Below are 24,162 nucleotides of genomic sequence, written 5' to 3' on the forward strand. Positions count from 1 at the left end.
ACATACTTAGTAATCGCACTAAGCATAAAAATGCCGTGTATTGTACGAAAATTAATTCGTCATGTGAAGTAATTCTTGCGAATTATTTAAAATCGTCTGGTAATATTCCTTTTAATCCAGGTATACCACCAATTCCACGCATCATTTTTTGCATTCCACCAGGTTTAGTAAATTTTTTCATCATTTTTTGCATTTGTTCAAATTGCTTTAATAACTTATTTACATCTTGTATCTGTGTTCCTGAACCCTGAGCAATTCTCTTTTTGCGAGAACCGACAATAATTTTAGGAATACGACGCTCCTTTGGAGTCATCGAGTTAATAATAGCAATAGTTTGTGCCATAGCCTTTTCGCTGACTTGTTTCATTGCTTGTTGCGGCATCATTTGACTCACCCCAGGTAACTTGCTCATCATTCCAGCAATACCACCCATATTATTCATTTGCAGTAGTTGTTGCTTGAAATCTTCTAAATCGAAACTTTTTCCTTTTTTTAATTTTTTAGCAAGTTTTTCACTAGCTTGCTTATCTGCCTTACGCTCAACCTCTTCAATTAAGGTCAGTATATCGCCCATGCCAAGAATTCTTGAAGCAACGCGCTCAGGATGGAATGGTTCAAGTGCATCTACTTTTTCACCACTACCAATAAATTTAATGGGTTGCCCGGTAATTTGCTTTACAGAAAGAGCAGCACCACCTCGAGCGTCACCATCTGTTTTGGTTAAGATAACTCCTGTTAATGGAAGTGCCTCATGAAATGCTTTTGCAGTATTCGCAGCATCCTGTCCAGTCATGCTGTCTACAACAAATAGAGTTTCAATTGGGTTTACTGCTTGATGCAGCTCTTTGATTTCAGTCATCATATCCGCATCAATGTGCAGACGGCCTGCCGTATCAATGATCAATACATCCATATATTGCTTTTTTGCGGCTTCTAGAGCTTTACGAGCAATCGTTAAAGGTTGCTCATTAACTTCTGCAGGGAAGAAGCCAACCCCTATTTGCTCTGCCAACACCTTAAGCTGTTGAATCGCAGCAGGTCGATAAACGTCAACACTAACGACCATGACTTTTTTATTTTCAGATTCTTTTAAATAGCGCGCTAGTTTCGCAGTGCTGGTAGTTTTACCTGACCCTTGTAACCCTGCCATTAAAAATATGGCTGGAGGTTGAGTCTTGAAGTTGAGCTCGACACGCTCATCACCCATGACATGAATTAATTCGTCATGTACAATTTTCACAAAAGCTTGATCAGGATTTAAGTGAGCTAATACTTCTTGTCCTAAAGCATTTTGCTTAACTTGCTCTATAAATTCTTTAATAACGGGTAAGGCAACATCTGCTTCAAGCAGAGAAAGTCTGACTTCACGCAAAACGTGTTGTACATTCTCTTCAGTTAATCGCCCTAACCCTCGTAAATTTTTAAAGGTGCGGGTTAAACGGTCCGTTAAGGTTTCAAACATAATGTGCGCCCAAAAAAATATCCACTATAGCATAGAGAGGCTATGGTATGAAACTGGCAAATACTGTTTTTATCCAGCCTTGGCCAAGACGATATTTTAAATATCCTACGTGTTGTGCCCTGTCCGCTCCATTCATTATGCTCTCTGGATAGTGCGGACAAACCTCCGTAATTAAAAAAACAAAATAAAAAAACAATAAACTTTCTTGCTCTATTCCAGCCCTATTGCTCAGCATAGCGCTAAGAAAAAATGCAGAGATTTTCTCATGAAATCATGCTATTTTACGAGACAACCGATATGTAGATTTCATAATAAATGAGATTCAGGAACATTTTGTTTATTTATTGATCTATTATTAAGGGTTTCTTAAGCTTATTTTTATATAATAAGGCTTCTGCAAGCCCCAAAAAACTGCACTGAAGGACTGCGATGATTGAGAAAAAACATTCACTAACAATTTTCAGTTTGACTATGATTACAGTTGGATCTGTGGATAGCATACGTAATTTGCCTGCAACAGCCTTATTTGGTAGTCAATTAATCTTTTATTTTTTTCTAGGCGCGTTGTTTTTTCTGATTCCCACTGCCTTAGTTTCAGCTGAACTCGCCTCAGGATGGGCAAAGCAAGGAGGAATTTATATTTGGGTGAAACAAGCATTTGGAAAAAAAATAGGCTTTTTAGCCATTTGGTTACAATGGATAGAAAATGTCATTTGGTACCCAACGATTTTATCTTTTGTTGCAGGAACAATTGGCTATTTAATTAATCCGACGCTAACAAGTAATCCCTACTTTTTATGGGCTGTCATTGTCAGTTCATTTTGGGGTACTACAATACTCAATCTGCGCGGTATGAAATCTTCTGCAGCATTTAGCAATTTATGTTCTCTTGCTGGTTTGCTGTTGCCTATGTCATTAATTATTGGTCTAGGCTTGGTATGGGTGACTCAAGGTAACCCGTTACAAATTCAATTCGATATCCCAAGTATTGTTCCCCATGTAGAGGATAAATCCATGTGGGTATCTCTAACCGCAATTATTATGTCCTTCTGCGGTATAGAAATCGCTACTGTTCATGCAAATGATGTAAAAAATCCACAACATGCTTTTCCAAAAGTTTTAATTTATTCAGTAGGTATTATTTTAAGTACCTTAATTCTTGGTTCGTTAGCTATTGCGATTGTTTTACCAGGAAAAGACATTAACTTAGTAGCAGGAATTATGCAGGCATTTGAAGCATTTTTTTCAAGTTACCATATGTCTTGGATGATGCCTGTAGTCGCTGTCATGTTAGTGTTAGGAGGACTCGGGGGGGTAAGCAACTGGATTATTGCACCCACAAAAGGGTTATTGGTTGCTGCTGAGGATGGAAACCTACCAGATTATTTCCAGCGTACCAACGCAAAAGGTGCTCCAGTGGTAATGTTATACACTCAAGCTACCATAGTCACCGTGCTTTCAGGATTATTTTTGTTTATGCCTAGTGTGAATGGATCTTATTGGCTACTCACAGCATTAGCTGCTCAATTATACATGTTAATGTATTTTATTATGTTTATAGCCGCAATTAAATTACGTCTGTCAGAGCCCGAACATCCACGCCCTTTTAAAATTCCTGGTGGATTAGCTGGAATGTTATTTGTTGCAGGCATAGGGATTATTGGTGTATGTGCTACCTTAGGAGTAAGTTTCATTCCGCCTGACGGTATTAACGTAGGCGGTTTAGTACGTTATGAATTGACGCTAATCGGGGGTTTAATTTTAATGTGCTTACCACCGTTTATTAGTTCATGGGTACAAGGAAAGACAACTGAAATGGAGCCCATTTTGGATTAATCAGAGGCTTTATTGTTATGCTATTTGAACCTGATGAGTTGCTCAATAAATTAATAGCTCGATTACCTGAGTTAGAATGGAAGATAAATGGCTTAGGTATGTCTTTTTTAACTCATAGCTTGCCTAAAGGATTATTTCGTACTGCTTCTGAGTCAACCACTACACTATATATTGCTGAAATTAAAGCAGACATACATGCATTATCCACCCAAACTAACAAACGCAGCGCCTTTTACTTAGCAGAACGCATCCGTCAAAAGATCAATGTGCTAGTAGTTTTATGTCAAATACATCATCGGAAAAAAAAGCCTGACGGAAAAAATTTTTTTGGCATCAAAATGTTAAGTACCCGACAACAATGGATAAATGATCTTGAAATAGAAGTTGAAGCTTTGTCCAACCAACAGCAAGCGATGATACAAAGTTTAGCGAAATTACAGCATCGACAAGATTCGAATTCACTTTTGAATTTAAAAGCTGAATTAGGAGAAGTTGAACGACGTTTAACTTTGGCAAAAGAAACATTACATCGCGCTGTATCATCCTAGAAGATACTCTGCTGTATTGATAGAACAATCATTAAGCTCTTTTTCTAAATCATGTAATGAGTTAAATTATAAATGCCAATTTGGCGTTACATTAGAATAATTACTCGAACTTAATAGATTTGATAATCCATAAAAATGAGTAATTAAAAAAAGGAGCTCGTTCAAATGTCAGATAAGTTTACTCATATTACTAAAGATATCAGCACGCAATTAGCTAAAATGCGCAAAGAAATGCCAGAAGTGATGTCTGGATTTTCAGCTCTAGCTCAAGCAGCAACTAAAGATGGAGTTTTAGATAAAAAAACTAAAGAATTAATCGCCATGGCTTTAGCTGTTGCGAAACAATGCCCAGGATGCATTGGATTTCACTCTCAAACGTTAATAAAACTACAAACTACCCGTGAAGAACTTTTAGAAACTTTAGGAATGGCTGTTTACATGGGAGGTGGTCCCTCTTTAATGTACGCAGCAGAAGCTTTAGAAGCATTTGACGAGTTTAGTAAATAAAATAGAATCTTTATAAAGCCAGGAAGCAACTAAGATTTTTATAGGAACCTCTTAGTTGCCCTTCTTTTTGCGTGGTTGCCACAATATGAAACATACATAACGCAGCAAATGACACATTCCCATACGACGCCTTCGGCAAAAGGGAAGGTCTAAAACACAACAAAGCCTGATTATATACTTCACTCAGTAAAGACTACTGTTTGAAAGTATGAGCAAATACCTCAAATCAGCGCCGCCAAGCGACATGCTTGATCAATAGCATGGCGTGCATCCAACTCCAATGCTTTATATGCCCCACCTACTAAATGGACAATTTTTTTGGCCTCTTTTAATGGAGCGAATAGTTCCGTTAATTCAACTTGTCCTGCACAAATCACCACGGTATCGACCGCTATGACTTGTGAGGTTTCATCGATTCGTACGTGTAATCCTTGCTCATCAATAGCATCATAGCTCACCCCTGAAATCATTTTAACATGCTTGTGTTTCAGACTTGCGCGATGAATCCAACCTGTCGTTTTTCCCAGACGTTTACCCATTTTTTCTTTTTTACGCTGTAATAAATATACCTCACGTGGGCTGGGCGTACTCTCAGGAGGCTTGATCCCTCCTCGGTATTTGCCATATACATCAATACCCCATTCGTTATAAAACTGTTCTTTCGAAGCCTGATGTTCATGCGTTAAAAATTCAGCTACATCAAAACCAATTCCACCTGCACCAATAATTGCAACCCGTTTACCTACTTCCTTTTTTCCAGTAATTACATCAATATAACTGGCAACTTTGGGATGATCGATGCCTGGAATTTCTGGAGTGCGCGGCTTAATGCCACTCGCCAAAACCACTTCATCAAAATCCAGCAAATGATTCACTGTTGCTTCTGTATTTAAATGAATTGTTACCTGAAATTTCTGTAATTGATAAGCAAAATAATCCAGCGTGTATTGAAAAATTTCTTTGCCTGGAATTTTTTTTGCTAAATTAAATTGTCCACCTAGTTGCGTATTTCTCTCAAATAAAGTCACTTTATGTCCACGCTCAGCAGCAACGGCAGCAAAAGCTAATCCTGCGGGTCCAGACCCTACTACAGCAATTGATTTGGGCTCTGCCGTCACTTCATAAACCAACTCAGTTTCATTGCATGCTCGAGGATTCACCATACATGAAGCGGTTTTATTCACAAAAACTCGATCAAGGCACGCCTGATTGCATGCAATGCAAACATTGATCGCTTCACTCTCACCTTTTTTGGCTTTTTCAGCAAATAAAGGATCTGCTAAAAAAGGCCTGGCCATAGAGACCATATCAGCAACACCTGACTCAATCAATTGATTAGCTAATTCAGGGGTATTAATTCGATTTGAAGTAATCACCGGTATTTTTACCTCTGGCTTTAAATGCTGAGTCAAATGAGTGAACGCAGCTTCAGGAACCATAGTTGCAATAGTCGGAATTCGTGCCTCATGCCACCCAATACCTGTATTAATTAAAGTCGCACCTGCTTCTTCGATAGCTTTAGCAAGGATAACGATTTCCTCCCAATTACTTCCATCAGCAATTAAATCGAGCATGGACAAACGAAAAATTATAATGAATTTCTCACCTACTGCTTCTCGTACAGCCCGTACTATCTCAATAGGAAAACGAATACGATTACTATAATCACCACCCCATTCATCTTGACGTTGGTTGGTGTGGGTAACTATAAACTGGTTGATTAAATAACCTTCACTACCCATAATTTCAATCCCATCATAACCAGCTAATTGGGCAAGCCGCGCACAACGAGCAAAATGCTTGATGGTTTTTTTAATACGAGATTGACTCATCACCCAAGGTTTAAATGGGCTAATTGGTGATTTGATTCCACTAGGAGCAACAATAAAAGGATGAAAACCATAACGTCCAGCATGTAAGGCCTGCAGAACGATTTTACTTCCTGCCTCATGCACTGTATGAGTGATTAATTCATGTCGTTGCTGCTCTTTACTGTTCGTCAACTTAGCAGAAAAAGGAGCCAAACGACCTACTCGATCCGGTGCAAAACCACCTGTAGTTATTAATCCTACACCGCCAAGGGCTCTTTCTCGGTAAAATTGAGCCAATCGATTTAAACTGTCCTTATCTTCTTCAAGACCAGTATGCATCGAACCCATCAATAAACGATTCTTTAATTGAGTAAAACCTAAATCCAAAGATTGGAATAGGGCTTTAAACGGAGTGTTATCAATTCTCAATTCCATGAGCATTTCGCCAAAAACTTCAAAATAAAAAGTATAAACCCAGTTTGAAGCTTTTTACAGAGAATTAATTAACAACTTTCAAGTTATAGAGAAAACTATTCTATTTTGAGCGGTTCCTTATAAGATAAAGGAGCCCCTGTTTGAGAGCGGCTGGCAATATAAGCACCAAACAAAGAAATACTGCATCCAATTAAAGAAAGAAATGAAGGTTGTTCATGTAATAATAGAAATCCCATTAACGTGGATACAATAGGAAGTGCGTATAAAGTAATTGAGGCTTTAGAAGCAGATAAGTATTTCAATGCATACCCCCAGGCCAGATAAGCAAGTGCTGCAGGAAAAATTCCCATGTAAACAACTGCTATATTAGTCTGAATATTGGCACTCTTAATTTCCATCAGTAAATCAGGTAGAAAAATAACCAACAATAAAGTCCCACCCCACATTACCCAAGCAATAATCGCAACTGGATGATAAACATGTACAAATTGCTTTTGTACAATTGTTAAAATAGCACCCATTAAGGCAGAAATTAAAATGGCTAAAACTCCTTGTTGCATTCCAGGAACTGAGTGTTCGCCAAGCATTAACAGCACAAGACCTAATATGCTAGTTAAGATACCATACCAAACACTGGGCTTTAGTTTTTCTTGTAAAAAAATAAGTGACAAAACTACAGTCATCACAGGCATGAAACCAATCACAAAACTGGCTATCCCAGCAGAAACACTAAGCTCCCCATAGTTTAAACAAAGATTATAAATCCCTATTCCAGCCATTCCCGCAAGAAGTAACTGAATTCTATCTTTCCATACAACTCGTTTATTTATGCCTAAACTAGAATAAATAATTAAAAGACAAAGTGATGCAATCATAAATCGCAATAATGCAAGTGCTCCTGGCGAATAATCAGCCAATCCAATGCGTATCCCAATAAATGCCGAAGCCCACAAGACAATTGCAATAATAACAACAAAAACCACTTTGAAAGACTGCATCAGTGACATCCGTACAAAATACATATTTTAGCAGAATTTAGAGTAAACCGTGCCACTCCCCTCTAAATAACCTACTCAGCATTGCATTATTTTCTAACTCTAATTATTTCTTAATCAAAATTACATTCCATTAAAGGTATTATTTTTGTCTTATTAACCCACTTATGCACAACCCATATCATGAGAAACAGCGGAATTTCAATATAAGAAATTATTAAGCCTGACCAATCTAGAGGCTTAGTAGTAAAAGCAGAATAATTTTGACCACTAAGCACTATGAAACAAACACTCAAAGCGCACAACGGCCCAAATGGATATCCTTTAGCTAAATAAGGAAGCTTAGTGAGATCTTTTCCCTGATATAAATATGCCTTGCGAAAACGATAATGGCTAATAGCGAAGCAATAAAACCAGAAAAACTTGTTGCACTCAGCAAGCAAAAATAAACGGTGCCATTACCGAATATGGACGATATAAAAGCAAATGCAGTAACTAGACTAGTCACCACCAATGCATAGATAGGTACGCCCCGTTGGTTCACTCTGGAAAAAATACGAGGAACATGCCCTTCTTTGGCAAGATACCAAAGCATTCTACTCCCTACATACATGCTTGAGTTTGCTGTGGATATGACCGCAATAAAAATTACCGCATTCATAATTACAGCTGCAAAAGAATTATTGTATTGTTTAAAAACTAAGGTAAAGGGGCTGGTAACTACATCAGAATTTCCTAATTGCGATGAAGTGTAAGGAATTAAAAGGCTAATAATAAACAATGATAAAATAAAAAATATTAAAATTCGCCAAAAAATCATTTTGATTGCTTTAGGAATGTTGGTCTGTGGATTTTCACTTTCCCCTGCCGCAATACCGATTAATTCTGTACCTTGAAATGAAAACCCTGCAGCTACCAATGCTCCAAGTATTCCAACCCATCCACTATGAAATGGCGCATCACCAATACGCCAATTTTGAAAACCACCTGCATCATACTCGGCAAATCCTAAAATCAGAAAAAAAACAATGACAATAAATACAATGACAACCGAAATTTTGAGAAATGAAAGCCAGTATTCTACTTCACCGAATACTTTGGTTGATATTGCATTAAACCCGATGATAAGCACAAGAAAGACTGGACACCAAATTAAAGAAGAGCTATCAGGAAACCAAAAATTCATAATCGATGCAGAAGCTGAAATTTCCGAAGCTATGTAAATGGCACAACTGTACCAATAATTCCATCCTAGAGCATAGCCTAAAGCATAAACGTAGAATGAGCCGCTCGTAGGTATAAAAGCAACCATTTCACCAAGGCCCATCATTAAAAAATAAACGATAATTTCCATAATGAGGCAGGCCAACAAAGCCTCTCCTGGTCCTGCGAAAGATAAAGCATTCCCGCTCGCTAAAAAAATACCTGTCCCGATAGAACCACCCAAGGTTATCATACTTAATATGCGAGCATTGAGTTTTCTTTGCAGTAGAGGCTCTTGGGCCAAATCATCAATTATTCAATCCTTGGATTAGAGTGGAATTATTTCCCGTTAATCTCAAAACATTAAACTAATTTTCCAAAGCTACTGTGTTGCATAAAGCAGCTGCCTCTCTTGCAAGAGAAAGAGCAAATCACAAAAGAGTTACTCTTTATAAATCATGCAGAAACTCACAAAGTAATCGTTGAAAGTGATGCGTTCCTTGTTCCTTTGTAGCTGAAAATCGCCCCGACTCATAAAAGCGCGAACGAATCCCCCTTTGAACTGATTCAACCACAGCCTCATCCTCACGCTCAACCTTATCCAAATCACCTCCTGCACCTTGACCTAATTTAGTCTCATCCAGGACATAAGTTAAAAATGATACTTTGGTCAATTCAGGCCCTAATGGTTTTACTACATTTACGGAGCATCCCCAAGGATAAAAATTAAGCATTGTATTAGGGAAAATCCAGTAGTAATACGCAGCTACTCGTTTTCCATAGTCTGGTGAGTCTTTGGGTAAAATAAAAGATTCCTGCCCATCACTTGCTAAAGCCAATTGTAAATTACAATAACGATAAAGTTCTGTTGTATAACTAGTACAATCAATCAATTGTCTCAATGAATGATGCACAAATGGGATATGCAATGCCTCAAGATAATTTTCACAATATAATGCCCAATGCGCTTTGACGAGATAATCGCGCGAAAGATTGCCATCAAGACGCATTTTTTCCATAGGCAACCAGAAAAGACGTTCTTTAATATCACTAAAAACATCACTAAAAGGCACTTGTGGCGCTAAAGAAACAAAAAGAAATGGATCAAGACAAGCAAACGGAATCTGCGGTAAACTATCTTTTGCTGATGGAAAATTACACGTTTTCTCAAATTCAGGCATATGCAAAAATTCACCACAAAGGTTAAATCTTCGGCCATGATAAGAGCATTTTATTTTTTCTGCTAAACAAGGGGCGTCAATAAGAAGATTACCTCTATGAGTACAAACATTACTTAGGCAATGCAGTTTATCCTGTTCATCACGAACGAATAATAAAGGCTCATCGAGTAATCCTGGTAATAAAGTAAAAGGAACTAGTTGTTTATTCAAACGCAAGCTTTCGGTACCTAAACAAAACTGCCACGTTTTTGCAAATATTTTCTCTTTTACTTGCTCATACCAATCTAAAGAAGTATAAAAATGTGCAGGTAAAGTAGATGCTTTTTCGATATCGGGATCGACAAACAGCTTATTCATAACCAATTTCCTTATAAATATTTTTTCCCTACTTCATTAATGTGACGTAACAATAAAAAATAATGTCACCTTTATCCCGAACTGTCCTCAACTCCTCCCTAGGTATCATCCACACGATCCTACTTTGTTTCGGATAGACTTTACGGGATAATCACTATTCAAATAACCTTTTCATAAAAATTATCTGGTGGCTATTCATAACACATAGCTAGCATCATATTCAACAATAAAACAGAACATCCCCTCGCTAGTTAGCGTCATTTTAAAAGAAGTATTTTTTTAAACCATGAAGACACGGAGAGGTCAATTTGAAAAAAATCTTGGCATTTGCGTTTTTATAAACTACTTTTAAATAAGGGCCTACAGAGGATAATTTGATGGATGACCCTTTTCATGCGCTAAAAACAGCATTGGATTCTGCATTTCATTCCGTACCAACGAGAAACGGTAAATTTACTTATCCTGAAATTCAGCATTTAAAAGAGGCCTGTGTCAGCTACAATATAGAACAAAAAATAACATTTATTCATTTAGTAAAAGCCATAGGGGCGGCATTACCTCACTTTGAAAAATTAAGGGTTAATTTCGAAGCTGTAAAAACCTCGATTGATCTTATGGCAGCAATGCACCAAATGCCCCGAGTCAATTGGGATAAATTTCTACCTCATTCTACGTCTTCATCAAGATTTCCCTTTAATGCTCTAGCTGTTAAACAGCAAGATGTTGAACTTATCCCCTGGCTAAACACCCAGTCAGGAAAAGTGTTCACTAAATTTGCATCCAGTGAACAAACTCTTATCTTAATTGCACATAGAGAACATCTTGGCTTTAGCCAAAAATTAAGAGCGCACTTAGAAAAAGATCCAGAATTTTTATTCCGTTTGATTATGAAATCAGAAAGTGATTTCATCAAAATTGCGAATACTCGCCTCATTCTGTACTTAACTGATGAACAGATAGCCAGTGCAATAATCAAATATTTGCCTAATTTACTCCCGAAGCATCCAGACACATTCATGCAGGTAGAACAATTAGTGGATAAAGTCAATGAAATATTATCTAACGGCCGCTCTATTTCTACTCTTTTGCGTAATGCGGAAGCTAAATCAATTTTGGAGCATTCTGACTTTTTTATTATTTATCAAACAGATGAATACAAAAATCGCCAGCCCCCCCCTATATTCGCAGCCGAAGAAGAGCATTTAAAGCCTAAAGTATAAATCCAAAGCACACCTAACACATCAATCTGAACAATCAGATTGATCTTGATAAGATTTTATATCCCGTAAGCAAGCCACAGGATATAGAATAAGAATCAGATGACCTCATTTAATTCAAGCATTGGTTTTCATGCAATGCTCGAATTAGAAATAGCTCTTAATCCAATAAACCTAGAGATTTCACGGTATCTCGTTCTTGTCTCAACTCATCCAGAGTTTTGTTAAACATATCGCGACCATAATCATTAAAGCTTAGACCTTCAACAACTTTTAATTGGCTTTGCTCACGACGGCAAGGGAATGAAAAAATCAATCCTTCATCAACACCATACTCACCTTGCGAACTACGACACATAGAAAATGATTCTCCTGCTTGAGTATCATTAACCAAATGATTCACACCAGTAACAATAGCGTTTGCAGCAGAGGCAGCAGAAGATGAGCCTCGAGCTTTGATTACCGCAGCACCGCGTTGTTGGACTGTAGAAACAAAAGTATCTTTCAGCCAAGTCTCATCAATAACCTGGGCTGCAGAGACGCCATTGATTTTTGCATTATAAAAATCAGGGTATTGAGTAGAAGAATGGTTACCCCAAATAGTCATTTGAGTCACAGCAGTAATATCAACACCTGCTTTTTTAGCTAATTGCGTACGCGATCTTAGTTCATCCAAAGTAGTCATAGCATAAAAACGATCATTAGGTACATCTTTGGCATGATGCATTGCAATTAAGCAATTTGTATTACAAGGATTACCTACGACAAACACACGCACATCATCACTTGCATGATCATTAATTGCCAAGCCTTGTTTGGTAAATATGCCGCCATTAATTTGTAATAAATCAGAACGTTCCATTCCTTGTTTACGAGGAACGGAGCCTACTAATAAAGCCCAATTTACCCCATCCATCGCTTTATTCATATCTGCAGTACAGACTACTCGCTTTAATAAGGGAAAAGCACAATCATCAAGTTCCATAGCCACCCCTTCTAAAGCAGGAAGAGCAGCTTCAAGCTCAAGTAAATTCAATTCTACTTCTGTATTTGCACCAAACATTTGCCCAGAAGCGATTCGAAATAATAAAGCATAACCAATTTGTCCCGCTGCTCCAGTAACAGCAACTCTTACTCGTTTATTCGCCATGTGATTTCCTTTTTATTAGGTATAACATCTCAAATTTTTATTCTATTTATGAGAAAAGTAAAATGAATAATTATAATTTTTGTGATAAATCTCGCGATATGATATACTTCGCTCAGCTACAATTTGAAGTTTTTCGAAATAGTAAATTAGACAAGAACTTCAAATTGTAGCTGAGCGAAGTATACTATTGCAGGTGCAAACAAGCCAGCCAAAAAATAATGATTCCTTTATCGTTGTACATTCATATTCCGTGGTGCATTCGTAAATGCCCTTACTGTGATTTTAATTCACATAAAAGCCCCGATATTTTACCGGAGCAAAGCTATATTCAAGCACTTATTGCCGACCTGAAAACTGATTTGCAGCGTTTCGAGATCAGAGAAATTTGCTCTATTTTTATTGGCGGCGGCACTCCTAGCCTGCTTTCTGCTCATGCCTATGAAACTTTATTCACTGAACTTCAACGCATTTTACCCTTGTCTCAAGATATAGAGATCACCATGGAAGCCAATCCTGGCACTGTAGAACAGCAGCGTTTTACTGATTACCGACAATTAGGCATTAACCGTCTTTCCCTAGGTATCCAAAGCTTTAATCACGAACATTTGCGCGCATTGGGCCGCATTCACGACGGCCAGCAAGCACATCGTGCCATTGAATCAGCACGAAACGCAGGTTTTAACAACCTAAATTTAGACATTATGCATGGCTTACCTCAACAAAGTACAATCCAAGGGATAGAGGATTTGCGTTCTGCATTAGCCCACCAACCCGAGCATTTATCTTGGTATCAATTAACCTTAGAACCCAATACACTATTTTATAAAACAAAACCTCCTTTACCCTCAGAAGATGAAACTTATCTTCTGGAAGAAGAGGGATTAGCATTACTCAAAGCAGCTGGGTTTGAGCGTTATGAAATTTCAGCTTTTGCTCGAACAAATCACCGATCGCGACATAATTTAAATTATTGGTTATATGGTGATTACTTAGGCATAGGTGCAGGAGCACATGGAAAGATAACCACTCAAAATGGAATCATAAGAACACGGAAACATCGCCAACCCAAAGAATATTTAGACACTCAGAAACCTTTCTTAGCCCACATGGAAACCGTAAATGCAAAGGACCTTCTTTTTGAATTTATGCTCAACACAACCCGTCTTGAACAAATCATTCCTTTAGCACTATTTTCACAAACTACAGGACTGGCACTCACGGAGCTACTCCCCAAGCTTAAAATGGCTGAAAAGAAAAATTTAATTGCTTTGACAGACACGCACTGGCAGGTTACCCCTTTAGGGAGGCGTTATACAAATGATCTGCAAGCTTTATACTTATAATGCGCATTAAATAATGACATGATTTCAAGTTATAGAGTGAAGCTACTTGCTTGTAAATAAAGATTAATTAATAATTAAAATACTTTCCGAAAAAGGAGCAAGCAGCGATGTTACCTATATTTTTGGTAGTTCTTGGCTATTTAATGGGGTCTATTTGCTCTGCAGTGATTATCTGCAAAGCGTGCTCTCTTCCCGATCCACGCACCGAAGGCTCAAAAAATCCTGGTGCGACTAATGTATTACGATTGGCAGGTAAGCAATATGCCGCATTAGTTATGGCAGCAGATCTTCTCAAAGGGACTATTCCAGTTCTAATCGCTAAAATGTTAGATGCAGATCCCGGCACAGTAAGTTTTACTGCTTTAGCAGCTGTGGTTGGACATATGTACCCCATTTTTTTTGGATTTAAGGGAGGCAAGGGAGTTGCAACCGCAATAGGTGCATTATTAGGTTTGTATTTTCTTGTTGGTATTCTTGTTGCTGCAACCTGGTTATTAGTCGCTAAATTTTCTCGTTACTCTTCATTAGCTTCGATAACTTCCATTGGTTTAGCTCCTTTATATTCACTTTTACTTATTCAACAATTGAGTGTTTTTCTACCTGTTTTTGCTATTGCTTTGCTTATCCTTTATAAACACAAAGATAACATTAATCGTTTGATAGATGGAACAGAATCTAAAATCAAGCTAAAACAAAATGTTATTGAAGAAATCATGGAGGAAGAGCATAAGCCCGCGCATAGGACACAACATCCTACTCCGACTACCCATCAAGAGATAGAAATTGAAATAGAAACTGTAACAATTACAGAAACAGTAATCGAACAGCCTCAAACAATTGAAGTAGAAACAACGCCTGAAATAAAGGGTAAACCAGCGGATGAATCGACAAAGAAAACAAAAACAGCAAAAAAAGCTGCTCCATCAAAACCTAAAATAAAGAAACAAAAAGAAGAATAGTTATGAGGATAGGGTAAGAAATTTTGATATCATGCCAATGGCCATCTTGCCCTAACTTCTATTCCTGAGTTTAAGTCCTTTTCTCCTCGCAGCATCCGCAAGCATCCTGCATAAGCAATCATAGCTCCATTGTCGGTACAGTATTCCAAAGCCGGAAAATAAATTGTTCCACCAATACTTTCAATCCATTCCTGTAAGCCTATACGTAATGACTTATTCGCTCCGACACCCCCTGCAACCACTAATTGTCTGTGCGAAAACTCGTGAAGTGCTCTTTTGCATTTAATCATTAAAGTATCCACAACTGCTTGTTGAAATGCTTTCGCAATTTCCGAGCGTGCATGCTCATCTTTTGTACTTTGATTCCAGGTATTTAATGCATAAGTTTTTAATCCACTGAAACTAAAATCGAGTCCAGGTCTGTCAGTCATAGGCCGCGGAAAACGATAAGGGGTTGATTCGCATTGATCTGCAAGTGCTGCCAATACAGGACCTCCTGGATAAGGAATCCCCATAAGTTTGGCGGTTTTGTCAAAAGCTTCACCTACAGCATCATCCATGGTGTCTCCAAGTAACCGATATACACCTAAATCTTTGACTTCAATTAATTGGCAATGGCCACCTGATACTAAAAGAGCAATAAAAGGAAATCCCAGAGAAGGTGTTTCCATTTTTGCAGCCAATACGTGGGCTTCCAAATGATGAATTCCCAATGCAGGAATCTGTAAAGCATAGGCTAAACTTTTTGCAAAACAAGAACCTACCAGTAAAGCACCAATTAAACCTGGGCCGGCTGTATAGGCAATTCCATCTAAAGACTTCTTATCAAGTCCTGCCCGATGAAGAACTTCATCAACCAAAGGAATCAGGTAATTGATGTGATCACGTGAAGCAAGTTCAGGTACCACCCCTCCATACACTCGATGAGTTTCAATTTGTGAATGCAACGCATGTGCTAACAAACCAGTATTTGAATCATATAGAGCCACACCAGTTTCATCACAAGAAGATTCAATGCCTAAAACAAACATAAAAAACCTAATCCAAAGAGAAAGATTAAATCAAACTTAGCATTGTAGCACATTAATTTGGGAAGAAAGCTTCTATCTTCTTTGAGAATTAAAAAATGGTTTTTGTAATTATGTATACCTTAGGATAGACTAAGCGTTAATAAATTTATCTATTTAAAACTTGACGAGTGCTTCAACTAGCACTAGAATTGCCCACCTAATAAGTCAAATAACCAGAGGATCAGTTTAATGCCTACCGTTCGCGTCAAAGAAGGCGAAAACCCAGAATATGCATTGCGCCGATTTAAGCGCTCTTGTGAAAAAGCCGGTATTTTAACCGAATTACGCCGTCGTGAATTTTATGAGAAACCAACTGCCGAGCGCAAACGCAAACAAGCTGCTGCAGTAAAACGTCATTTAAAGAAAATTTCTCGTGACGCTTCTGCGAGACAACAAGGTTCAAAACGCCGACGTAAATAGGATTTTTCTCTGTCCTGTATTATTACTAAGGTCACATATACTGCGCGTGGTCACATATAAATTGACTAAGGTGTCGCATCGAATGTGGCCTTTTTCTTTTTAAGGAATTAAAAAATGACTATTAAAGAGCGCCTTAATAATGACATTAAAGAAGCTATGCGTGCTAAAGAGAAAGAATTACTTGCTACATTGCGTTTAATTACTGCTGCGGTGAAGCAAGTTGAAGTTGATGAGCGCATTGAAGTGGATGACGAGCGTATGTTGGTAATTTTGGATAAAATGAGTAAACAACGTAAAGAATCCATAGCACAGTATGAAAAAGCAAATCGTGATGATTTAGTGGCACAAGAACAATTTGAATTGAATATCTTAAAGAACTATTTGCCTGAGCCATTATCTGCTGCAGAAATCGAAAAAATGATTCATGATGCTGTTGCAGAAACTGGTGCCACAAAAATGGCAGATATGGGCAAAGTCATGGCTTTGTTAAAACCGAATTTACAAGGGCGTGCTGATATGGCTCAAGTTAGCGTGTTGATTAAGGCTAAATTAAGTTAAGGAGTACCATGTCTGGCTTAATCCCTCAGCCATTCATTGATGATCTCCTACAACGCACGGATTTGGTTGAACTTATTGACAGTTATGTTCCCTTAAAAAAAAGAGGGAACAGTCATGTCGCATGTTGTCCTTTTCATAATGAAAAATCCCCCTCTTTTAATGTTGTTGCTAAAAAACAGTTTTATCATTGTTTTGGCTGCGGCGCTTCTGGAAATGCAATCAGTTTTGTAATGAATTACTTCAATCAGGGATTTGTTGATGCGATTGAAACTCTTGCTACACGTATTGGTTTAATTATCCCTCGAGAAAAACAAACTGAAAAAGACAACACATCCCGTGATCTTTATAAGCTCTTAGCTGCAGTGAGTCTTTATTATCGAAAAAAATTAAAGCATGAAGGACAAGCTGCCATTAATTATTTACGCGAACGAGGTTTAAGTGGAGAAATAGCTAAACTTTATCAATTGGGCTTTGCAACCGAAGGATGGCATCACTTGGAAAAAGCATTTCCTCGCAATCAACGAGAACTGATTGCAACAGGAATGCTCATTAAAAATGAAGAGGGAAAAATTTATGATCGCTATCGTAATCGGATTATGTTTCCTATTCATGATCGGCATGGACGTATAATTGGATTTGGTGGACGCGTCTTAGACTCAGAACAAAAACCCAAATATCTAAACTCTCCAGAAACAGTAATTTTTCAAAAAAGCCGGGAGTTGTATGGATTGCATCAAATTTTAAGCCAACAAAAATCAATAGATTATATAATTATTGTTGAAGGTTATATGGATGTCATAGCACTGGCTCAGCATGAAATCATGAATGCAGTAGCCACATTGGGCACAGCAACGAGCACTTATCATATTCAGTTGCTGACCAAACATACTAAATCATTGATTTTTTGCTTCGATGGAGATAATGCAGGAAAACAAGCTGCATGGCGAGGACTGGAAAGCAGCTTACCTCATTTAAATCTAGGTTTGGATGTGAGTTTTATGTTTTTACCTGACGGCCACGATCCAGACAGTCTGGTCAGAAAAGAAGGGAAAGAAAATTTCTTAAATCGAATAAAACAAGCTATCTCCCTCAATCGCTTTTTCTTTGACAGTTTGGCAAAAGATCTGAATTTACTTAGACCAGCAGGTAAAACCCAACTCATTAATCTAGCTAAACCTTTTTTACAGAAGATGAGTGAAGGATCATACAAGCAAATACTTATAGAAGATCTTGCACGCTTGACGCATATTGAACCTCATAGACTCAATCAACTTATTACAGATCAATCTAAAGATCTTGCTCCAGAACCTATAATGGCTCTTACACGCACCCCAATGCGTATTGCCGTAGCTCTGTTACTGCAACATCCAGAAATTTATATGCACATTATGTCGCAAATGAACCTTGAACTTTTCGATACCCAAGAACATGAAATATTACTCCAACTCCTAAATCAATTAGCCTCAAACCCAAAGGCAAATACCGCAACACTAATTGAAGCATGGCGAAATCATCCCTATTTTGATTTTATCAATAAATTAGCAGCATGGGATCATCAAGTACCTGAACCAGAGCTAATCAAAGAATTTATTGATATTATGTTCTTTTTACAAAAGCAAAATCGAGAATTGACCATCCGCCAGCTTATTAATAAATCACGCCTACATGGTTTAAACGAAGCAGAAAAAATGAAATTACAAGAAATGTTAAAAGAAAGACACTCATGATTGAGCAGGCTCCATACTTATTTAATTATAAAAAATTAGGGAAACGCCAAAAAAGCAATGAAAAATTACTGGTATGTTGCTGCTACCCAGTTTATAATTATAAGATTTTGTAATCCTAAAAAAACAATCAAAACTCAATCAATAGCCTTAATGCTAAGGATAGAGTTGTTTTTTTAGGATTTTTTCCAATTGTCCCTAGAGAAGTGCCTATGACCATAAATGATCAAGAACAGCAAAGCTCACAGATAACCAAAGTCATTAGCCTAGGAAAAGAGCAGGGTTATTTGACTTACAGTCAAATCAATGACTTACTGCCGAATATAGTCGATACGGAACATTTTGATGTCATTATTAGCATGCTAGAAGGCATGAATATCAAAGTATTTGAGCTACCACCTGGTGATGATGAACTAGCGCTTCTGCTGAATACCGAAGAAGTACCTGACATTGAAGAAGCTGCAATGGTACTCGCATCTGTGGACAAGGAAACCGGACGCACTACAGATCCTGTACGTATGTATATGCGTGAAATGGGTACAGTAGAATTATTGACCCGAGAAGGTGAGATTCGTATTGCTAAACGGATTGAAGAAGGCATTTATCAAGTGCTGAAATCTTTAGCTCATTATCCAGAAACAGTACAACTTGTTCTTGATGATTATGAACGCTTCAATGCCCAAGAAATTCGTCTTAATGAAATTATTAGTGGCTTTGCTGATGTTGAAGATGAAATAGCCCCTGCTTCAAGTATTGGCTCTATGCTTGACGAAGATCAACAAGAAGAAATTCTTTTATCTGATGATGAAGATGAAGATGGTGAAGGAGGCATGGTTGAAGTTGACGATGGTCCTAATCCGGAACAGGCAAAAATTTATTTTGATGATTTACGTGAAACTTATGAAACAGCACTGGTTGCATTAAAAGAACATGGCAGAACTCATGCCAAAACCAATAAAGCATTAGAGATAATGTCGGAGTCATTCTTAAAGCTTAAGCTCACATCAAGACAAGTAGATCGCCTAACCCGCCATTTCCGTCAATTACGTAATCATATCAGAGAACATGAACGCGGTATCATGCGTCTTTGCATTGAGAAAGCACGTATCCCAAGGAAGTTATTTATAGATACCTTTCCCGGCCAAGAAACGGATCTTGAATGGCTGAGCACAATTGTTGCGAAATACAGCAAAAAACTGGATATGAATCGTATTCAGGATAATACTGAAGATATTTTACGCATCCAATCCCGATTAGTTGCGTTCGAAGTAGAATACGGCTTATCAATTTCTGAAATTAAAGAAATTAACCGTAAAATGTCTATTGGTGAAGCGAAAGCACGCCGAGCAAAAAAAGAAATGGTCGAAGCAAATTTACGTCTGGTCATTTCTATAGCCAAAAAATACACAAACCGTGGTTTACAATTCCTTGATTTGATTCAAGAGGGAAATATAGGCTTAATGAAAGCTGTAGATAAATTCGAGTACCGCCGCGGCTATAAATTCTCTACTTATGCGACTTGGTGGATTAGGCAAGCAATTACTCGATCTATTGCTGATCAAGCACGTACTATTCGTATACCAGTTCATATGATTGAGACCATTAACAAACTCAATCGAATTTCCCGACAAATTCTTCAAGAGACAGGACGTGAAGCAACTCCAGAAGAACTCGCCGAAAAAATGGAGTTAAGCGAAGACAAGATTCGTAAAGTCTTAAAGATCGCTAAAGAACCCATTTCCATGGAAACTCCTGTTGGCGATGATGATGACTCACATTTAGGTGATTTTATTGAAGACAACAACATTGAATCTCCTATCGATATGGCTACTGCCGAAGGACTAAGAGAAGCTACTCTGGAAATTCTAGAAACACTAACACCACGTGAAGCTAAAGTACTTCGCATGCGTTTTGGTATCGAAATGAATACTGACCATACTCTGGAAGAAGTAGGAAAACAATTTGACGTAACTCGTGAGCGAATTCGTCAAATTGAGGCCAAAGCATTACGTAAACTACGCCATCCCTCACGCTCAGAAAAATTAAGAAGTTTCCTTGAAGGTGATGAAGGATAAACTCATAAATTCAAAATGAGGATAAAAGCAACTTAAATCTCTTATCCTCATTTTAAAATTTGAGGATAAGAATATATAAAAAAAATAAAAAAAAACTAGCACATTAAGTAAATTAAGTTTAAAATGACACCCTCTTCGGGCCCATAGCTCAGTTGGTCAGAGCAGCGGACTCATAATCCGTTGGTCCTAGGTTCAAATCCTAGTGGGCCCACCAATTAAAACCTTTAAAATCAATAAGTTACGTTGATCACCTGTTTTAGTACAAAAGTCCTTGCGTGACTTTTGCGTGACCTAGATCACGCACTTACAAACTTACCTGACTATCCCTTAGAGTATTTTGACTGGCAGGTCTACTCTTTGGATTTCGCAATAACGTTAATATCACTCCGCTTTTACGATTTTCACAAACCTTATTCGCAGCTTGATATAAACTTTGCAGCTCAGCTGAAGAATAGTGAGTTGTAATCCTTCCTGAACGATGCCCAAGTAAATCTTGCCTGTCTTCAAAACTTACCCCTGATGCTCTTAACCGTCTGCCAAAGGTATGCTTTAAATCATGCACTCTTACTTCAGGCAATTTCGCCTTTTCTCTAGCCTGTCGCCAACCAGTCGATAACATACGACTTAATGGTCGGCCTTTAAAACTAAAGACATGAGTAGGATGTTTACCTCTCTCCCCTTCTATCACTTCCCGAACTGTTTCATTACAAACAATCAACCGTTCTTCTCCGTTTTTAACCAGTTCCCCTGGTACAATAAAAACGATGATGTGTGGCAATTCTGGAATTTGTATTTCCCAATCCCAGCGCAATTCACAAATTTCGCGATCCCGACATCCGGTATTTACGGCAAACAAAGCCATATTTTTCAGATGTTCCGGTAACTGCTGAAACAGTTTGTGCTGTTCATCCCAACTTAATGGATAAGGCTTTCTTAAATCTGGTTCAGGCAAAAGTTTTATCTTTGGCGCTGAAATTAACCAGGTTAAGCCAAACTCATCCATCCATTCACTGGCTGCTAAATTTAATATACGCCTAACAATTTTCAAACCATGATTGATAGTTCGCATACTCACATTATCCTTTCTTCGGCCTTCAATAAAGGATTGCAAACTACCAATATGAATTGCTTCAATAGGCAAATCCCCGATGTACTTAACCACTTCTCGCAAACGGCCAGCATCATCACTGATACTGCGTTTGTGTTGGTTTTCTATCAGAAATTTAGTAGCGGCTTCTTTGAATGTTCTTTTTGGGCGAACACCGTAGACTGTTGCCAGTCTTATTTCTTCAAGACGCCTTGCGAGATACTTTTCCGCCTCTTCGAGGTTGTCAGTACCAGTGCTTTCGCAAAGTCGTCGTCCGAAGACCTTTTTGTCAATACACCAGACGCTGCCACGCTTTTGCAGCCCTGGTGTTCTTTTTCGTCCCATAACTCCAAACTCCTACGTTTAACTGCCGCGGGACGACCACTACACTGTATATAATCGTCTACCCAGGCATCTAAATCAAGTCGATCAAAAGCAATACCCTGAGTCCCCATTGGAATCTCAACCAGATTTGGCCTTACATCTTTATTAAATCGATGACGATCCATACCTACATAGGTCGGAGCGTCTCTTAAGCGAATTAATCGGGGGATTAGGTGAATATTGCTCATGATTTCTCAACTCCTGTAACTAATAAACCAAAATACTCGTTTCGAGTATTTATTAGAGCATATCGAGCACATTACTGCAAATATTTTTTTAGGCTATACCTATAAGAATTTTATTTGTACAATGGCTATCAGAATTTAATATAAGGTGACATCAAAATGAGTTTAATGGACAAACTTGAATATGCTGTAGGGAATGAGTATTTGATCAGCCACAAAGATTTATTTTTAGATACAAATCAAAACAAACAGAGCCAGGCTAATTCTAATAAAATAGTTTCAATACAAAAACAGTACCAGCCTGATAGCAATAAAATAGTGAACATAAAACAATTTAATGCATAAGCTTATAGTAGTAGGGTCGGGAATTAAATCGATTTCTCATCTGACCCAAGAAACTAAACGAGTTATTCAAAACGCTGATAAGGTACTCTACCTTCTCAATGAAGATAACCTAAAACAATGGATTCAACGAGAAGCGAAAAAGTCTGAATCGTTGGATTCTATCTACTTTAGCAGCGAAAAACGGATTGAAGCTTATCAAGCATTAACAAATCATATTATTGAAGAATATAAGAAGGTTTCAATTTTATGTGTTGTTTTTTACGGCCACCCTACCGTTTTTGCAGACTCAGCACTTAATGCCGTTAGACAAATTAAGAAAGATGGTGGTGACGCCATCATTCTGCCAGCCGTATCTACCCAAGACTGCTTGTTTAGTGATCTTGAAATTGATCCAGGTGATCAGGGATGTTTTTCAATTGAAGCTACAGAGTTAGTATTATTTGAGCGATGTATTGATATTCATGCACATGTAATACTTTGGCAGGTAGCAAATTTTGGTAGAACTGATGGAAAAAAAACTAACAACCTTTCAATTTTAAAAGATTATATAAGTGGTTATTACTCAACAGATTACTCCATCTGTCTTTATGAGGCCCCTTCCCTACCTACTTGCTTCCCCAGAATAGAATGGGTACAACTATGTAATCTTGAGCTATCAGTTATTTCCCCAATCACAACAGTATATATTCCACCGATGGAAAAAAAGGCCATTAGTAATAAATACTTGAAACTACTCGATCTAACAATTGACGAGTTAATACTGTAAATACTCTGATCGTTTTAATCTATACAATACGTGTCCAATAAGCGGGCTACCAGGCGGTACTTTTGGATTGTCAAAATCATCTTCTGAATTAGTATGTAAGCCAATCTTTTGCATTACTCGAATAGACGGTTTATTTAATGCCGATGTAAACGAAACCACTTCATCCAAATCTAATTTCCTAAAAGCATAATTAAGAACCGCTTTGGCGGCTTCTGTAGCATAACCTTGGTTCCAGTGTTTTGAAGATAAACGCCAACCAATTTCAATCGCCGGAGTAAAATGAGCCTGAAACGTTGCTGTATACAAACCTACAAAACCTATCATCTCACCAGTACTTTTTATTTCAGCGGCATATAAGGAAAAATTCTTTTCTTCTTGATGTGTGATGATTCTATCTATGAATCCAATGGTTTCTTCCCGCGTAGGTATGGCAGGGAAAAACTGCATTACTTTTTGGTCCTGGCTAATGGCAATTAATGATTCCACATCCTTTTCTTGAAAAGTACGCAGAAATAATCGTTCTGTTTCTAATATTCTCATCGAA

General features: G+C 37.8%; 20 protein-coding genes, 1 tRNA gene and 1 pseudogene. 13 read left to right on the top strand and 9 right to left on the bottom strand.

Translation table 11 applies throughout. The features are described from left to right. Window positions 1-82: 82 nt before the first annotated feature. The gene (ffh, locus tag EL220_RS14585) at window positions 83-1,462 is read right to left on the bottom strand and encodes a signal recognition particle protein (protein WP_027269544.1); all 1,380 of its coding nucleotides are present in this window, start codon (window positions 1,460-1,462) and stop codon (window positions 83-85) included. Window positions 1,463-1,891: 429 nt separating this feature from the next. Between ffh and EL220_RS14590 the strand changes: the two genes are divergently transcribed. The 3 genes from EL220_RS14590 to EL220_RS14600 all read left to right on the top strand — a co-directional run bounded on the left by EL220_RS14590 (window position 1,892) and on the right by EL220_RS14600 (window position 4,353). Then, window positions 1,892-3,298, top strand: coding sequence for an amino acid permease (locus tag EL220_RS14590; protein ID WP_027269542.1), 1,407 nt, complete (start codon window positions 1,892-1,894; stop codon window positions 3,296-3,298). A 17-nt stretch (window positions 3,299-3,315) separates the two neighbouring features. Next, window positions 3,316-3,846: a hypothetical protein gene (locus EL220_RS14595; protein WP_035905535.1), complete on the top strand. Its 531-nt coding sequence runs from the start codon at window positions 3,316-3,318 to the stop codon at window positions 3,844-3,846. 165 nt (window positions 3,847-4,011) lie between these two features. Further along, window positions 4,012-4,353, top strand: a complete 342-nt coding sequence (locus EL220_RS14600) for a carboxymuconolactone decarboxylase family protein (RefSeq protein WP_027269540.1) — start codon at window positions 4,012-4,014, stop codon at window positions 4,351-4,353. 221 nt (window positions 4,354-4,574) lie between these two features. Here the strand turns inward: EL220_RS14600 and EL220_RS14605 are convergent, their stop codons facing one another. The 4 genes and pseudogenes from EL220_RS14605 to EL220_RS14620 all read right to left on the bottom strand — a co-directional run bounded on the left by EL220_RS14605 (window position 4,575) and on the right by EL220_RS14620 (window position 10,335). After that, window positions 4,575-6,599, bottom strand: coding sequence for an NADPH-dependent 2,4-dienoyl-CoA reductase (locus EL220_RS14605; protein ID WP_027269539.1), 2,025 nt, complete (start codon window positions 6,597-6,599; stop codon window positions 4,575-4,577). A 95-nt stretch (window positions 6,600-6,694) separates the two neighbouring features. Further along, entirely contained in the window at window positions 6,695-7,597 is a 903-nt protein-coding gene (locus EL220_RS14610) for a DMT family transporter (protein ID WP_027269538.1), read from the bottom strand. A 110-nt stretch (window positions 7,598-7,707) separates the two neighbouring features. After that, window positions 7,708-9,050: pseudogene (locus EL220_RS14615) on the bottom strand (amino acid permease). 196 nt (window positions 9,051-9,246) lie between these two features. Continuing rightward, complete coding sequence (locus EL220_RS14620; protein WP_027269537.1) at window positions 9,247-10,335, bottom strand: SRPBCC family protein; 1,089 nt, start codon at window positions 10,333-10,335, stop codon at window positions 9,247-9,249. Between the two features lie 377 nt (window positions 10,336-10,712). Between EL220_RS14620 and EL220_RS14625 the strand changes: the two genes are divergently transcribed. Further along, window positions 10,713-11,555 (top strand): hypothetical protein, encoded by an 843-nt coding sequence (locus EL220_RS14625; protein ID WP_027269536.1) that lies wholly within the window; start codon window positions 10,713-10,715, stop codon window positions 11,553-11,555. Window positions 11,556-11,712: 157 nt separating this feature from the next. Here the strand turns inward: EL220_RS14625 and EL220_RS14630 are convergent, their stop codons facing one another. Beyond that, entirely contained in the window at window positions 11,713-12,702 is a 990-nt protein-coding gene (locus tag EL220_RS14630; protein WP_027269535.1) for a malate dehydrogenase, read from the bottom strand. 218 nt (window positions 12,703-12,920) lie between these two features. On the opposite strand from EL220_RS14630, the gene hemW reads away from it, so the two are divergent. Both hemW and plsY read left to right on the top strand, forming a co-directional pair. Further along, window positions 12,921-14,045: a radical SAM family heme chaperone HemW gene (hemW, locus tag EL220_RS14635; protein ID WP_027269534.1), complete on the top strand. Its 1,125-nt coding sequence runs from the start codon at window positions 12,921-12,923 to the stop codon at window positions 14,043-14,045. 107 nt (window positions 14,046-14,152) lie between these two features. Then, window positions 14,153-15,004 carry a glycerol-3-phosphate 1-O-acyltransferase PlsY gene (gene plsY, locus EL220_RS14640; RefSeq protein ID WP_027269533.1) on the top strand — a complete coding sequence of 284 codons (852 nt, stop codon included), beginning with the start codon at window positions 14,153-14,155 and terminating at the stop codon, window positions 15,002-15,004. 29 nt (window positions 15,005-15,033) lie between these two features. On the opposite strand, the gene tsaD is transcribed toward plsY, so the two are convergent. Beyond that, on the bottom strand, window positions 15,034-16,035 hold the full coding sequence (tsaD, locus tag EL220_RS14645) for a tRNA (adenosine(37)-N6)-threonylcarbamoyltransferase complex transferase subunit TsaD (protein ID WP_027269532.1): 1,002 nt from the start codon (window positions 16,033-16,035) through the stop codon (window positions 15,034-15,036). Between the two features lie 228 nt (window positions 16,036-16,263). Between tsaD and rpsU the strand changes: the two genes are divergently transcribed. From rpsU to EL220_RS14670, 5 genes are all read left to right on the top strand, one after another. Then, window positions 16,264-16,494 (top strand): 30S ribosomal protein S21, encoded by a 231-nt coding sequence (rpsU, locus tag EL220_RS14650; protein ID WP_003634990.1) that lies wholly within the window; start codon window positions 16,264-16,266, stop codon window positions 16,492-16,494. Window positions 16,495-16,608: 114 nt separating this feature from the next. Continuing rightward, the gene (locus tag EL220_RS14655) at window positions 16,609-17,052 is read left to right on the top strand and encodes a GatB/YqeY domain-containing protein (protein WP_027269531.1); all 444 of its coding nucleotides are present in this window, start codon (window positions 16,609-16,611) and stop codon (window positions 17,050-17,052) included. An 8-nt stretch (window positions 17,053-17,060) separates the two neighbouring features. Next, window positions 17,061-18,779 (top strand): DNA primase, encoded by a 1,719-nt coding sequence (dnaG, locus tag EL220_RS14660; RefSeq protein WP_027269530.1) that lies wholly within the window; start codon window positions 17,061-17,063, stop codon window positions 18,777-18,779. Between the two features lie 209 nt (window positions 18,780-18,988). Next, complete coding sequence (gene rpoD / locus EL220_RS14665) at window positions 18,989-20,851, top strand: RNA polymerase sigma factor RpoD (RefSeq protein WP_027269529.1); 1,863 nt, start codon at window positions 18,989-18,991, stop codon at window positions 20,849-20,851. A 137-nt stretch (window positions 20,852-20,988) separates the two neighbouring features. Beyond that, window positions 20,989-21,065: transfer RNA gene (locus EL220_RS14670), tRNA-Ile, on the top strand. Between the two features lie 90 nt (window positions 21,066-21,155). Here EL220_RS14670 and EL220_RS14675 read toward each other — a convergent pair. After that, entirely contained in the window at window positions 21,156-22,283 is a 1,128-nt protein-coding gene (locus EL220_RS14675; RefSeq protein WP_027269528.1) for a tyrosine-type recombinase/integrase, read from the bottom strand. A gap of 383 nt (window positions 22,284-22,666) precedes the next feature. Here EL220_RS14675 and EL220_RS14685 point away from each other — a divergent pair, with 383 nt between their 5' ends. Next, window positions 22,667-22,852 carry a hypothetical protein gene (locus tag EL220_RS14685; protein WP_027269527.1) on the top strand — a complete coding sequence of 62 codons (186 nt, stop codon included), beginning with the start codon at window positions 22,667-22,669 and terminating at the stop codon, window positions 22,850-22,852. Then, on the top strand, window positions 22,845-23,618 hold the full coding sequence (locus EL220_RS14690) for an SAM-dependent methyltransferase (protein WP_027269526.1): 774 nt from the start codon (window positions 22,845-22,847) through the stop codon (window positions 23,616-23,618). The genes EL220_RS14685 and EL220_RS14690 overlap by 8 nt, the downstream gene beginning before the upstream one ends. Here the strand turns inward: EL220_RS14690 and EL220_RS14695 are convergent. After that, window positions 23,607-24,158: a GNAT family N-acetyltransferase gene (locus EL220_RS14695; protein WP_027269525.1), complete on the bottom strand. Its 552-nt coding sequence runs from the start codon at window positions 24,156-24,158 to the stop codon at window positions 23,607-23,609. The genes EL220_RS14690 and EL220_RS14695 overlap by 12 nt on opposite strands. Window positions 24,159-24,162: the final 4 nt, after the last annotated feature.

Origin of the sequence: Legionella sainthelensi (assembly GCF_900637685.1) — a bacterium.
GTDB classification, from domain to species: Bacteria; Pseudomonadota; Gammaproteobacteria; order Legionellales; family Legionellaceae; genus Legionella; species Legionella sainthelensi.

Bases quoted from the DNA above. Each gene is read 5' to 3' on its own strand.
- ffh (WP_027269544.1), bottom strand. From the start codon at position 1,462: ATGTTTGAAACCTTAACGGACCGTTTAACCCGCACCTTTAAAAATTTA.
- EL220_RS14590 (WP_027269542.1), top strand. From the start codon at position 1,892: ATGATTGAGAAAAAACATTCACTAACAATTTTCAGTTTGACTATGATT.
- EL220_RS14595 (WP_035905535.1), top strand. From the start codon at position 3,316: ATGCTATTTGAACCTGATGAGTTGCTCAATAAATTAATAGCTCGATTA.
- EL220_RS14600 (WP_027269540.1), top strand. From the start codon at position 4,012: ATGTCAGATAAGTTTACTCATATTACTAAAGATATCAGCACGCAATTA.
- EL220_RS14605 (WP_027269539.1), bottom strand. From the start codon at position 6,599: ATGGAATTGAGAATTGATAACACTCCGTTTAAAGCCCTATTCCAATCT.
- EL220_RS14610 (WP_027269538.1), bottom strand. From the start codon at position 7,597: ATGCAGTCTTTCAAAGTGGTTTTTGTTGTTATTATTGCAATTGTCTTG.
- EL220_RS14620 (WP_027269537.1), bottom strand. From the start codon at position 10,335: ATGAATAAGCTGTTTGTCGATCCCGATATCGAAAAAGCATCTACTTTA.
- EL220_RS14625 (WP_027269536.1), top strand. From the start codon at position 10,713: ATGGATGACCCTTTTCATGCGCTAAAAACAGCATTGGATTCTGCATTT.
- EL220_RS14630 (WP_027269535.1), bottom strand. From the start codon at position 12,702: ATGGCGAATAAACGAGTAAGAGTTGCTGTTACTGGAGCAGCGGGACAA.
- hemW (WP_027269534.1), top strand. From the start codon at position 12,921: ATGATTCCTTTATCGTTGTACATTCATATTCCGTGGTGCATTCGTAAA.
- plsY (WP_027269533.1), top strand. From the start codon at position 14,153: ATGTTACCTATATTTTTGGTAGTTCTTGGCTATTTAATGGGGTCTATT.
- tsaD (WP_027269532.1), bottom strand. From the start codon at position 16,035: ATGTTTGTTTTAGGCATTGAATCTTCTTGTGATGAAACTGGTGTGGCT.
- rpsU (WP_003634990.1), top strand. From the start codon at position 16,264: ATGCCTACCGTTCGCGTCAAAGAAGGCGAAAACCCAGAATATGCATTG.
- EL220_RS14655 (WP_027269531.1), top strand. From the start codon at position 16,609: ATGACTATTAAAGAGCGCCTTAATAATGACATTAAAGAAGCTATGCGT.
- dnaG (WP_027269530.1), top strand. From the start codon at position 17,061: ATGTCTGGCTTAATCCCTCAGCCATTCATTGATGATCTCCTACAACGC.
- rpoD (WP_027269529.1), top strand. From the start codon at position 18,989: ATGACCATAAATGATCAAGAACAGCAAAGCTCACAGATAACCAAAGTC.
- EL220_RS14675 (WP_027269528.1), bottom strand. From the start codon at position 22,283: ATGGGACGAAAAAGAACACCAGGGCTGCAAAAGCGTGGCAGCGTCTGG.
- EL220_RS14685 (WP_027269527.1), top strand. From the start codon at position 22,667: ATGAGTTTAATGGACAAACTTGAATATGCTGTAGGGAATGAGTATTTG.
- EL220_RS14690 (WP_027269526.1), top strand. From the start codon at position 22,845: ATGCATAAGCTTATAGTAGTAGGGTCGGGAATTAAATCGATTTCTCAT.
- EL220_RS14695 (WP_027269525.1), bottom strand. From the start codon at position 24,158: ATGAGAATATTAGAAACAGAACGATTATTTCTGCGTACTTTTCAAGAA.